11 protein-coding genes are annotated in these 12,178 nt (G+C 46.9%); 10 read left to right on the top strand and 1 reads right to left on the bottom strand.

Going from position 1 to position 12,178, the window contains the following annotated elements:
* The first annotated feature begins 1 nt into the window (after position 1).
* The 5 genes from GA003_13055 (at position 2) to GA003_13035 (ending at position 4,534) form a co-directional block, all read left to right on the top strand.
* A complete protein-coding gene (locus tag GA003_13055; GenBank protein QXD26956.1) occupies positions 2-1,045 on the top strand; it encodes a TonB family protein in 1,044 nt (347 codons plus the stop codon).
* A 5-nt stretch (positions 1,046-1,050) separates the two neighbouring features.
* Positions 1,051-1,461: a YccF domain-containing protein gene (locus GA003_13050; protein ID QXD26955.1), complete on the top strand. Its 411-nt coding sequence runs from the start codon at positions 1,051-1,053 to the stop codon at positions 1,459-1,461.
* Between the two features lie 8 nt (positions 1,462-1,469).
* On the top strand, positions 1,470-1,694 hold the full coding sequence (locus GA003_13045) for a YraN family protein (protein ID QXD26954.1): 225 nt from the start codon (positions 1,470-1,472) through the stop codon (positions 1,692-1,694).
* A gap of 291 nt (positions 1,695-1,985) precedes the next feature.
* A complete protein-coding gene (gene zwf, locus GA003_13040) occupies positions 1,986-3,533 on the top strand; it encodes a glucose-6-phosphate dehydrogenase (GenBank protein ID QXD26953.1) in 1,548 nt (515 codons plus the stop codon).
* Complete coding sequence (locus GA003_13035; GenBank protein QXD26952.1) at positions 3,533-4,534, top strand: glucose-6-phosphate dehydrogenase assembly protein OpcA; 1,002 nt, start codon at positions 3,533-3,535, stop codon at positions 4,532-4,534. Before zwf ends, GA003_13035 begins: the two co-directional genes overlap by 1 nt.
* 322 nt (positions 4,535-4,856) lie before the next feature.
* Here GA003_13035 and GA003_13030 read toward each other — a convergent pair whose 3' ends face one another.
* Positions 4,857-6,035: a tyrosine--tRNA ligase gene (locus GA003_13030; protein QXD26951.1), complete on the bottom strand. Its 1,179-nt coding sequence runs from the start codon at positions 6,033-6,035 to the stop codon at positions 4,857-4,859.
* A 179-nt stretch (positions 6,036-6,214) separates the two neighbouring features.
* Between GA003_13030 and GA003_13025 the strand changes: the two genes are divergently transcribed.
* The 5 genes from GA003_13025 to GA003_13005 all read left to right on the top strand — a co-directional run bounded on the left by GA003_13025 (position 6,215) and on the right by GA003_13005 (position 12,171).
* Positions 6,215-6,685: a redoxin domain-containing protein gene (locus GA003_13025; GenBank protein QXD26950.1), complete on the top strand. Its 471-nt coding sequence runs from the start codon at positions 6,215-6,217 to the stop codon at positions 6,683-6,685.
* 56 nt (positions 6,686-6,741) lie between these two features.
* The gene (acnA, locus tag GA003_13020; GenBank protein ID QXD26949.1) at positions 6,742-9,468 is read left to right on the top strand and encodes an aconitate hydratase AcnA; all 2,727 of its coding nucleotides are present in this window, start codon (positions 6,742-6,744) and stop codon (positions 9,466-9,468) included.
* Between the two features lie 11 nt (positions 9,469-9,479).
* On the top strand, positions 9,480-9,986 hold the full coding sequence (locus GA003_13015) for an STAS domain-containing protein (GenBank protein QXD26948.1): 507 nt from the start codon (positions 9,480-9,482) through the stop codon (positions 9,984-9,986).
* Positions 9,987-10,078: 92 nt separating this feature from the next.
* Positions 10,079-11,299, top strand: coding sequence for a tryptophan synthase subunit beta (gene trpB / locus GA003_13010; protein ID QXD26947.1), 1,221 nt, complete (start codon positions 10,079-10,081; stop codon positions 11,297-11,299).
* An 8-nt stretch (positions 11,300-11,307) separates the two neighbouring features.
* Entirely contained in the window at positions 11,308-12,171 is an 864-nt protein-coding gene (locus GA003_13005) for a YicC family protein (GenBank protein QXD26946.1), read from the top strand.
* Positions 12,172-12,178: the final 7 nt, after the last annotated feature.

Raw genomic sequence — 12,178 nt, 5'->3', positions numbered from 1 at the left:
TGTGATAAAAGTCTTGGTCGAGGCTGGACTGGACATTAACAGCTTGGATGCCAGAGGGAATACTCCCTTTTACCTCGCGGTATTGGCGAAGAAGGTGAGTTCGGTTCATGAGCTGCTAGGTCTGGGGGCGGATCCCAATGTTCGTCCTGAGAAGAGGCCGGCAGCTGTGTGGATGGCGGTTGTTCAGGATGAACGAGAGAGTATTCAATCCTTAATCCAGTATGGAGCTGAATGTGAGTTGGATGACAAACTGGCTATGCAACTTATGGACTACGCATTGGCCTTTGACATTCCAGAGGTTGTGCAGATTTCCTTGGAGCAATGTTTGACCTCTGACTGCAGCTTTCGTGGGCATGTGCCGGGAACTTGGGTGGCTGATTATTACAATGCTGAACTTTGCAAAGAGGTTTTTCTCAAGGATGGGACTGACCTGTCAAAACGACCTAACTGGAAATTTGAAAAGCCTTCAGAATCGTTTGTAGAGTCGATGACCAAGGAGCATTTGTCGGTTCAGTACCCTAAGCACTTACGAGAGAAATATGGAGATCTGAAGGTAAAGATCGAAATGGTGATTGATCCTGTGGGGAAAGTCAGGTTTCCAAAGTTCCTGGAACCTCTTCCATGGGATTTGAGATTATTTTTGAGAGAGAGCATTCGGAGTTGGACTGTGGATTTGCCTCATTCCGATGAATTGAATACTGCTTATAAGGTAAGGCTTCCGATAGAACTTAAATCTAAAGATTTTGGAGTTAAGGTCTTTGAGGTCGGTGAACTTGATCAGGCACCTGTTCCAGTAAAAAGATACGCACCTGTTTATCCTCCTGAATTAAAGAAAAAATGGGTTCAGGGATTTGCTGACGTTGTATTTGTTGTCAACGAGCAAGGCAAAGTAGTGGATGCCAAAATCGAGAAATCCTCTCATTCGGAATTTGGAAAGAACGCCTTGTCTGCTGTAAAACAATGGGAGTTTAAGCCTGGATTTATGGATGGCTCTCCGGTAAAAACCCGGGTTCGTATTCCATTATCATTTACTTTGAAGAGGTAATAACAGTGACCACGCTTTTAAATATTCTTTGGTTTATTTTTCTTGGACTAGTGACCGGGCTCGGATGGTTCCTTGTGGGGCTCATTATGTATGTATCCATTATCGGGATACCTTGGGGACGTGCTTGTTTTACTACAGGGGTGTTTGTACTGTGGCCGTTTGGTCGTGAGGCAGTTGATAGGCGAGTGTCTCAAGGCAAGTCGGATATTGGAACGGGCACCTTGTGCACAATCGGTAATATTATTTGGTTTGTCTTTGGAGGCATATGGTTAGCGATCGGGCATTTCACCTCAGCCATACTGTGCTTCATTACGATCATTGGGATACCATTTGGCGTACAGCATTTGAAAATTGCTAGTCTGGCGCTTTTTCCCATCGGGAAAGAGATTGTGAACGTCAACGCGGCTACCAAATAAGAGCTCGGATGTTTGATGGCTTAAAACGGCTAATCGGGGTGCAGGCGCCGTCTACCGGTGCTGCTGGTGAAAAAGCTGCAGAACAGTTTCTCAAAAAAGAAAAGGACTTTAAGATTCTCGAACGCAACTGGAGACATGGAAGAGACGAAATCGATTTGATTACCACCGAGGATGATATACTCGTCTTTGTGGAAGTGAAGACGCGTCGAGCGGGTGGCCTGGTTCCTGGGTAATACTCAGTTGATAAACGAAAAAAACGAGCACTCAAACGCGCCCTCAGGCCTACATGAAAACGCTCAAAAAGAAGCCACTGACCTTTCGCTTGGACGTGGTGGAAGTAAACCATCAGGAGGAAAAAGAATGGGAGATTCTCCATTTTTCAAATGTCGAGTGGTTTTCATGAGGTGTATTGAGTATTTTTAGCGATAATCATTTTGATGAAATGAATTATTTCTTCGTGCTACTAATGGTATTGCATTCGGGTCTCTAGTGAGGCCATCTAATCACTGCTTTCCTTTTTCATTATGTCATCAGAAAACAGACATCCATTTCTCAACGGTCTCAGTAAGCATCGAGGCGCCCCGCCTACGGTTGTGGTCATCTTTGGCGCTTCGGGGGATCTAACCAAGCGGAAGCTTGTTCCTGCGATCTATAATTTGGGTCTCGATAACTTGCTTCCTTCTGACTTTTTTCTCATTGGATTTGGGCGAAACCCCATCCCGAATGACGAGTTTCGTCAGCTTGCACACGATTCACTGGTTGAGTTTTCCCGCCGTGATCTGGATGAGAAGATCTGGAAGCGGTTTGAGGCTAATACTTGCTATGTCGATGGACCTTATGACGATTCAGCCGGTTACAAGAAGCTGAAAGATCAAATTGACTCCTATGAGAAACAGGTGGGGCGTGATCTTCAGGTGATGTTCTATATTTCTACTCCACCCAGTGTCTTTACTGCCGTTGTGTCCGAGCTTGGGGCATGTGGGCTAGCCTCAAGAAATATAGGTACACCCTTGGCCTCCAAAGTCGTAGTTGAAAAACCTTTCGGTAAAGATTTGGAGTCGGCTCGTTCGCTCAATGCCACGATCAATCAACATTTTGAAGAAAACCAGATTTATCGCATCGATCATTATTTAGGGAAAGAGACCGTTCAGGATCTTCTGGTGCAGCGGTTTGCTAACTCCATATTTGAACCACTCTGGAACCGTAATTTTGTCGAATGTGTTCAAATTACTGTTTCTGAGGATTTGGGTGTGGGTTCTCGTGGTGGTTACTACGATCAAAGTGGTGCTCTCCGGGATATTATCCAGAATCATACGATGCAACTGCTCAGTTTGACCGCTATGGAGCCTCCGGTATCGCTGGATCCGGAATCGATTCGCGATGAGAAGGTAAAGCTCCTGAAGGCCATTCAACCGCTGGAATTGAGTTCGCCCAGGGGTGATGTTGTTCGTGCGCGCTATGGGGAAGGCCTGATTGATGGAAATAAAGTGCCAGCTTACATGGAAGAGTCTGGGATTCCGGAGGATTCTTCTACCGAGACGTACGCTGCTCTCCGGCTTTCCATCAACAACTGGCGTTGGGAAGGCGTTCCGTTTTATCTAAGATCGGGTAAACGTATGGCACGTCGAGTGAGTGAGATCGCCATTCAATTTAAAACTCCCCCAGGAATTTTATTCAGTAGCAGTAACGTTTTCGATCTCTCTCCGAATACCATGGTCATTCAAATTCAACCAGATGAGGGAGTCTCGCTGGTCATGAATTCCAAAATCCCTGGATTAGAAACACGGACTCAACCGGTTCGTATGAATTTCCGCTATAAAACCACTTATGGCTCGAATACGCCTGAGGCATACGAACGTTTGATTCTCGATGCCATGATTGGGGACAGTACGCTCTTTATTCGTGGAGATGAAACGGAAGCTTCCTGGAAGATTGTGACTCCGATCCTCGAATTCTGGAAATCTTGTGGAAATCAGGGCATGGCCGAGTATCAATCTGGATCATGGGGGCCTCTTGAGGCGGATCAGCTTGCTTGGGAAAATAATCATCAATGGAGAAAGCCGGGACCGTAATGGCTTCTGTATTCAGCGTAATCCCTGGAATTGAGCTTCCAGTATCTGAGGTGGTCGACACCATGGCTAAGCTATGGGAAGCGGACGAACCGAAGCGCGGACACGCCGCCCCTTCGGAGTTTCGCGCTTCGCAGATGAATCTTATTTTGCATCTCGGTTACGGAACCACCAATGAGGAAGCAAAGCAGTTGTTCAAAACAGCCAACGAGTTTGCGCATGCGTATCCCAGTCGAATTATCATTCTTTGCCCAACGCCGGCTGAAGATGCAAATACGCTACTGACCGGAAAGCTCTATTCTGGGTGTTATATCGGTTCGAGTCGGCGAGATATGAGATGCTTCGAGATATTGACCCTCGGGTATGATGTAAATGCACCCAAATACCTGGAAAACCAGGTTTCCGTATGGCTCGAGAGTGATTTACCCACCTATTATTGGACCCATCGACTTCCGCCTGACCGAATCAATACCATCTACAAAAGCTTTATTAGTTTCTGCAAACAGAAGGTCTACGACTCATCGATTGAGGGTAGGGAGTTTCGGAGTAAATTAGATGAGCCAAATGCATTCCGAAATCTTAGTTATGCACGGCTATTACCAATGCGGCAGTCAATTGGGCAGGGGCTCAGTGGTTTTGAGCCATCGCTCCTGACTGATAAGCTCGAAATCGCCGCTTTGATCTGCTCCCCGGACTTTTTCTTGGAGGGGGGAGCCCTTTCTCATTGGATTTTCAACTGCTTGAAGGCTTGCGCGGAAGTGTCTGGTATCAAGTTGCCCTTTGACCTTCTCGATGTTGAAACGTCGGAAACGGAGGGGGGGAGCGACTTTGATCTCCAATTTAACTATTCCGATGGCAAAACGCTAAGATTTCAGGCTGATATTGCGACAGGCACGGCTTCCTTAGTCGGAAATATGGGACGCGCAGATTTTAATTACTCTCTGCGAGCCGGACTATTGTCTCCTGAAAATACCTTGGCTGAAGCGATTTTCTTCAATAGCTAGGCGGCTTAAGCACGGTTTTCCCAAAAAACCGTTAGGTCTGTACGGAAGCAGAGGGCATGAAACCTTCTTCATACCCTCTACAATCCCAACTTATCCTTTTAACCTGCTACCAAAAGTCTGGAAAGTGATGAGCGCTAGGGTTAAACGCGGGGTTTTGAGTTAAAAGGAGAGTTTTCGCTAACTAGAGCTGACTTCTTAACAATTACTAAAAGACCTCTTGATGAGGAAGTAAATAAAAATTCTTAGATTTTTGTTATGAGTGTATCTTTTTACCAAATACACGGGCTTCAGCCCTGAAATATCGTTCTTTAGAGGCCGAATACTAAGGTAACACCTTGAAAAACAAGCGTTTGCCAGCCTGAACTACGAGTTCTCCTTCAGGCTTTTGCAGCTCCAGGTCGAAGCCCGCTTTTTCACCATCTACCTTAACTGCGCCTTGTTGAAGCATACGCTTGGCTTCTTTTCGGCTAGGGAATTTCCCGGAATTCCCTAGTAAATTCAGGATGCCTACGGAATCTGCGCCTTCTGAGACAGTTTCCCAGGCAACTTCGTCCATGGTTTCTGGCAGTTTACCCTTCGAGAACACCTGTTCGAACTGTTGGAGCTCATATTCTCCGGCTTTTGGGTCGTGCAACCGGGCGGTGACTGCGACTGCAAGGGTCTTCTTGATCGACATTGGGTGATCCTGCTTCATCGCCTCGATCTCCTCATCGGACTTGTAGAAAAGCACGGTCCAGTAATTCCACATCAAATCGTCGCTGATGGACATGACTTTACCGAACACCTCTTTGGCTGAGTCATTGAGGCCTATGTAGTTGCCTAAGCTCTTGGACATCTTGTTTACCCCATCCAAGCCTACCAATAGGGGTAGGGTGATGACGACCTGTTCTTCCTGGCCATCATCTTTTTGGAGCTGTCGACCTACCAGAAGGTTAAATAGTTGATCGGTTCCTCCCAATTCTACGTCTGACTTCAATACGACTGAATCATAGCCTTGGGAGAGGGGGTAAACGAATTCCACCACTGAGATGGGTGTCTGAGACTTGAATCGCTTGGAAAAATCGTCTCGCTCCAGCATTCTTGCCACGGTCATTTTGCGCAGCAGTCCCAAAGTGTCTTCGAAGCTCATCGAAGCCAGCCACTTACTATTGTAATGAATTTCGGTTTTTTCTGGATCCAGGATCTTGTAGACTTGGTCGATGTAGGTTTTTGCGTTTTCGGCTATTTCTTCTTTAGATAACTCGGGTCGAGTAGCGGATTTTCCGGAGGGATCACCAATACGGGCCGTGAAATCACCAATAATCAGTACCGCAGTGTGCCCCAGGTCCTGGAATTGTCGCAATTTCTGCAAGACTACGGTATGACCCAGCGTGAGATCAGGTTTTGTAGGGTCAGCTCCTAGCTTTATGCGGAGCGGCCTGTTCTTCTGTAGCTTTTTTTCGAGCTCCTCTTCACTTAAAATGGTGTCGGTTCCCCGGCGGATCTGTTCAATGACGTTCATAGGAAAAGGCTTATAAATTCCGTGTTCCTCTTCTAGTTTCAATAGAAAAGCTCATAATCTCTTATAGGAACGAAAATTGTCTTTTTTGCGAAGGGAAAGCATTGCCATGGTTGATTTTCCCTCCATTGTTTTAACTCTTTCTGTCTCAATAAAATTAAAAACTTAAAAATACACCATCCATGGCCTTAGAAGTTGGAACCAAAGCACCCGATTTTACCTTGAAAACCAAGACTGCAGGCGGTCTTGAAGACGTCACTCTGAGTGACCATTTTGCAAAGGGAAAAACTATCCTTCTCTTTTTCCCTCTCTCCTTTGCTCCCCCTTGCACGAACGAAATGTGTTCTATGCGTGACAGCATTCAGGAATTTAATGACCTCAATGCCAATGTCATCGGAGTGAGCGTAGATAGTCCGTTTACTCAGGAAGCATTCGCTGAGAAGAATGAGCTTAATTTTACCTTGGTAAGCGATTTTAACAAGGAAACCGCTACCGCTTACGACGTTCTCTACGAAGACCTTCTAGGTCTAAAAGGCGTGGCCAAGCGATCTGTTTTCATCATCGATTCTGATGGAGTTATTCAATACAGCACCAGCAACGACGATCCTATGGTGATACCAGATTTTGAAGCGGTCAAAGCAGCACTTAACTAAATTTCATTTTTAACAGGAGCCCTCCCAATAGGGGGCTCCTTTTTGTAAACCCTATAATGAGTGATTTGAACAATCCACTTAACACCTTAACTGCACTTAACGAAGCAGAAGGAAAATATTACTATTCCCTCCCGTCCTTAGAATCCGCTGGTATCGGACCTGTATCCAAATTGCCCATTAGTATTCGGGTCGTACTCGAATCTGTTCTTCGCAATTGCGATGGGAAGAATATTACCGAGGACGAGGTGAAGACCTTAGCCAATTGGAATGCCAAGTCTCCTTCCAAAAGTGAGATCCCTTTTGTGGTATCTCGCATTGTCTTACAGGACTTTACGGGCGTTCCGTTGTTAGTAGATCTTGCTGCTATGCGCTCAGCCGTGGATCGTCTCGGTCAGGATGCCAAATGCATCGAGCCTCTTGTACCAGTAGACTTGGTTGTCGATCACTCGGTACAAGTCGACCGAAGTGGCACGGTAGATGCCTTTAAAGAAAACTTGTCCATTGAGTTCGAGCGGAACCGTGAGCGCTATGAATTCCTCAAATGGGGGCAGCAGGCCTTTGATACCTTTCAAGTCGTGCCACCTAGTATTGGGATTGTTCACCAGGTGAACTTGGAGTATCTGGCAAGAGTCGTTTTTGAGAAGGCTGAAGTTGATTCCACCGTTCTTTATCCGGACACCTTAGTGGGAACGGATTCCCACACGACCATGATCAATGGCCTCGGCGTTGTAGGTTGGGGTGTAGGTGGTATCGAAGCGGAGGCAGGAATGCTTGGCCAACCGGTTTACTTTCAGACTCCTGAGGTCATTGGAGTTAACTTGTCTGGCAGTTTGCGCGAAGGTGTGACGGCTACAGACCTCGCTCTCCACGTCACGGAATTGCTGCGTAAAGAGCAGGTAGTGGGAAAGTTCGTCGAGTTTTATGGCGATGGAGCTGAGAAACTTACTTTAGCAGACCGCGCTACCGTCGCAAATATGGCTCCCGAGTACGGAGCAACCATGGGATTCTTCCCCATTGATGATAAGACGCTCGATTACCTGCGTCTAACCGGACGTGACGAAGCTTCTATCAACCAGGTCCGTGACTACTACGTGGCTCAAGGAATGTTTGGAATTCCTAAGGCTGGTGAAGTTGAATACACCAAGTCTTTAGACCTAGATTTGGCAGATGTCGTACCTGGTGTTGCCGGACCTAAGCGACCACAAGATCGCATCAATGTACCTGATCTCAAGGAACGATTTCGTTCCTTGTTCGAGATGCCCGTAGCTGAAGGTGGTTTTGGAAAATCTGTTGAAGACTTTTCTACTACCGTAGCCGTTCGATCTGGAGATGGAGCCGTTGCAGTTGCCGAACCTGAGATTGGACATGGTAGTGTGTTAATTGCCGCTATCACTAGTTGCACCAATACGTCGAATCCGAACGTCATGATTGCTGCTGGCTTGGTAGCCAAGAAAGCGGTTGAGAAAGGTCTGACGATTGACCCAACTGTCAAAACAAGTTTGGCCCCTGGGTCTCGCGTTGTTACCGAGTATCTAGAAGCAACAGGACTTCAGGTATACCTCGATAAAATTGGCTTCAACCTAGTGGGTTACGGATGCACTACTTGTATCGGTAATAGTGGCCCATTGGCAGATCCTATCGAAAATGCTATCCGCGAAGGTGATTTAGTCGCTGCAAGTGTGCTGTCTGGTAACCGGAATTTTGAAGCTCGTGTTCATGGATCCATTCGCTCCAATTTCTTGATGTCACCTCCTTTAGTAGTTGCTTATGCCTTAGCAGGTACGGTGGATATTAATCTCGATACCGATGTGATCGGCAATGATTCGGATGGAAATCCCGTTTATCTGAAAGACATCTGGCCAAGTCAGGAAGAAGTTCAAGAAAACGTAGCATCCGGCATCACATCCTCCATGTTCACCGAACAATATGCCAAGATCATGGACGCATCACCTGAATGGCAATCAGTGGAATCATCAACGGGTGACATATACAACTGGAAGGACGAAAGTACTTATATTCAGGAACCACCCTTTTTTGACGGATTCGGAATGGATCCTAACCAAATTAACAATCTGAATGATTTGCGCCCATTGGCGATCTTGGGAGATTCCGTAACTACGGACCACATTTCCCCTGCAGGTGCGTTCAAATCCGAAACGCCAGCTGGAAAATTCCTGATCTCAAAAGGAGTAGAGCAAAAGGATTTCAATTCCTATGGCTCTCGTCGTGGTAATGATCGAATCATGACCCGGGGAACCTTTGCCAATGTGCGAATCAAGAACCGCATGGCGGATGGTAAAGAAGGTGGATATACCCAACTGATGCCAGAAGGTGAGCTCATGGCTATTCATGACGCGTGCCAGGAATACAAAAAACGTGGCATTGGAACTATCGTGTTCGGCGGCGTTGACTACGGTATGGGAAGTTCTCGTGACTGGGCCGCCAAAGGCACCAATCTATTAGGTGTGAAGGCCGTAGTTGCCAAAAGCTTTGAGAGAATTCACCGCAGTAATTTGATTGGAATGGGTGTGCTTCCGCTGGAGTTCGTAGAGGGCGAGAGTGTTGATTCTCTCCAGTTGGATGGTTCAGAAGAAGTTTCAATTAGTGGTCTTTCCAATGATCTACAGCCAGGGATTCTCCTGGATATGGAAGTCAAACGGGCAGACGGAAGCAGCTTTAACACTCAGGTAAGATTGCGCATCGATACTGGGATTGAAGTAGAATACTATCGTCATGGAGGTATTCTTCCCTACGTTCTTCGCAATATTATCGCATCACAATAATTCCCTAAAATATGGCTGATGATACCGAGCCTACCTTCCGGGTAGAAGTGTCGAGCCGACCCATTCTGGTTCATATTTGTGCCCGGGCCAATTTTCTGAATTGCAGCCCCTTACGCACCTTTTTTCGAAATATGGTAGCGAAGGGAAACCATGAGTTCTCCTTGGACTTTGCCCAATGTGAAGGAATGGACAGTACGTTCTTGGGGATTTTGGCTGGACTGGCGATTGATACGCAACGGTCTGAACCACAAGGCTCTGTTACTTTGACAGGGCTTGGGGAAAGAAATCTAGAATTGGTCAAAAATTTGGGTCTGCACCGTATCGTCAACATTGTTGAGAACAGCTCTGATCAGACAGAGAAAATCTCTGATGGTGCTGAAGGGCTCTCTTGCGAGGCTCAGACTGAAGAGGAAAAGAAGGAGATGCTTATTGGTGCTCATGAGGATCTGGTGAAGATCGATGAGACTAACCTGGCCAAATTCCAGGATCTGCTAACTTTCCTGAAAAACGAAGAATGATTAAGCTTTGGCGCAGGTCGGCTAGGAATATTCATTCAGTCGACTCGACATTTTTCTGGTGCAATTCTACTGAGTAAGTCTTTTATAGCGAAATGAGTACAGATACATCCGTTAATCCGTCAATGTTGCCCGACGAGGCTGGACACTTCGGTCCCTATGGTGGCGTTTATGTGCCGGAAACACTCATGACTGCCTTGCAGGAAATAGGAGAAGTATATGCCGAAGCCCGCAAGGATCCTGAATATGAGAAGCAGCTCAAATGGCATCTTAAAGAATTTGCCGGCCGTCCGACGGAATTGTATTTTGCCGAACGTCTAACCGAGGAGCTCGGTGGCGCCAAAATTTATTTCAAACGCGAAGATTTGCTTCATACCGGAGCTCACAAGATCAATAATGTGATCGGTCAGGCCCTCCTTGCATTGCGAATGGGCAAGAAGCGTATTATCGCTGAAACAGGTGCAGGGCAGCATGGTATAGCGACTGCTGCAGCCTGTGCGAAGTTTGGTTTGGAATGCGTCATCTACATGGGGCGTGTGGATATGGAGCGCCAAGCGCTTAACGTCTATCGCATGCGCTTGTGTGGCGCGGAGGTTGTTCCCGTAGATGCTGGACAAAAGACCCTGAAAGAAGCGGTGAGCGAGGCCATGCGCGATTGGGTGACTAATGTGCGAAGTACGCACTACATCCTTGGTTCTGCTTTGGGTTCCCACCCATACCCGATGATGGTGCGCGATTTCCACCGAGTGATTGGTCAGGAAGCCAAGGAACAAATCCTCGAAAGGGAAGGGCGCTTGCCCGATGAGCTGTGTGCCTGTGTCGGTGGAGGTAGTAATGCGATAGGACTCTTTTACGATTTCCTGGAAGATGAATCCGTTCGCATGGTCGGCGTCGAAGCAGGGGGGCATGGTATTCAGCAAGGTGAACATGCAGCCCGTTTCCAGGGAGGAAAGCTGGGAGTTCTTCAGGGAACCAAGACCTACGTACTTCAGGATCCTGACGGCCAAATCGAACTGACTCATTCTGTTTCAGCTGGATTAGACTACGCTGCTATCGGACCAGAGCATGCATACTATCGTGATGAAGGTCGTATTGATTACACCTATGCTACCGACGAAGACGTGCTGGAAGCATTTCAGAAATGTAGCCAGACCGAAGGTATTATTCCTGCTTTGGAATCCTCGCATGCTATAGCTTATGCTTTGAAACGTGCCCCTGAAATGCCCAAGGGTTCGATCTTATTAGTCAACTTGAGTGGCCGTGGAGATAAGGATGTTCAGCAGGCCGCACGCATACTTGGAGAGGGAGAACTTTAATGTATTCAATGACTGGATATGGGGGTGGATCTGCGCTCTATGAGAATCTGGAGATTTCTATAGAAGTTCATTCTGTGAATCGCAAGGCGTTCGATGCCAATGTTTTGATTCCTCGGGAATGGCAGCTTCTTGAGGGAAGCCTTTTGTCAATCCTGAAGGAGCACATTCAACGCGGCCGTGTCGTTGTTAATATCCAAGCTCAGTTTTCGAGCGAAGGAGGTAGTGGGGATTTTGATACGAAAGGTGTTTCGGAAATCTTTGGTCAGTTCAAAAAATTATCGAAGGACCTGGAGGTCCCATTTGAATCAACCCCGGATCTGTTATTCCAGCTAGCCCTCTATGCAAAAAAAAATCAGGTGCTTCCTGATGCCGAGGATGTGAAAGAGAGCGTTTGCGATGCGTTTACTGAAGCAGTAAAAGCATTGGTTGCCATGCGCCAAAGCGAAGGGGTGAAGTTGAAGGAAGACTTGCAGGATCGCCTTGAATTGCTGGGATCGAGTGTTAAGGAGGTCGAGCGGTATGCTGGGGATAGTGTCTCGCATTACCGGGACTTGCTCTTTCAACGTCTACGCCAGGCTGACCTCGAATTGGACCTTGATGACGAACGTGTTTTGAAAGAGATCTCTTTGTTCGCCGATCGAAGTGATATCTCAGAAGAGATTACCCGTCTTGGAAGTCACATGGATCAGTTGGCAGAATTTTTAGATGCTTCTGGACCGGTTGGACGCAAGATCGACTTCCTGCTTCAGGAAATGAATCGAGAGATCAATACGATTGGTAGTAAGTCAAATGACATTCGCATTTCGCGACATGTGATTGACTTCAAAAACGAGCTTGAACGCTTCCGCGAACAGATCGCGAATATCGAGTAAGCGTTTG

The organism is Opitutia bacterium ISCC 52 (assembly GCA_014529675.2).
In the GTDB taxonomy this organism is placed as follows: Bacteria; Verrucomicrobiota; Verrucomicrobiia; order Opitutales; family UBA2995; genus UBA2995.
This window is presented reverse-complemented; position numbering and strand designations above follow the sequence as displayed.

Excerpts from the sequence above, each read along its gene's own strand:
- GA003_13045 (QXD26954.1), top strand. The coding sequence starts at position 1,470 with ATGTTTGATGGCTTAAAACGGCTAATCGGGGTGCAGGCGCCGTCTACC.
- zwf (QXD26953.1), top strand. The coding sequence starts at position 1,986 with ATGTCATCAGAAAACAGACATCCATTTCTCAACGGTCTCAGTAAGCAT.
- GA003_13035 (QXD26952.1), top strand. The coding sequence starts at position 3,533 with ATGGCTTCTGTATTCAGCGTAATCCCTGGAATTGAGCTTCCAGTATCT.
- GA003_13030 (QXD26951.1), bottom strand. The coding sequence starts at position 6,035 with ATGAACGTCATTGAACAGATCCGCCGGGGAACCGACACCATTTTAAGT.
- GA003_13025 (QXD26950.1), top strand. The coding sequence starts at position 6,215 with ATGGCCTTAGAAGTTGGAACCAAAGCACCCGATTTTACCTTGAAAACC.
- acnA (QXD26949.1), top strand. The coding sequence starts at position 6,742 with ATGAGTGATTTGAACAATCCACTTAACACCTTAACTGCACTTAACGAA.
- GA003_13015 (QXD26948.1), top strand. The coding sequence starts at position 9,480 with ATGGCTGATGATACCGAGCCTACCTTCCGGGTAGAAGTGTCGAGCCGA.
- trpB (QXD26947.1), top strand. The coding sequence starts at position 10,079 with ATGAGTACAGATACATCCGTTAATCCGTCAATGTTGCCCGACGAGGCT.
- GA003_13005 (QXD26946.1), top strand. The coding sequence starts at position 11,308 with ATGACTGGATATGGGGGTGGATCTGCGCTCTATGAGAATCTGGAGATT.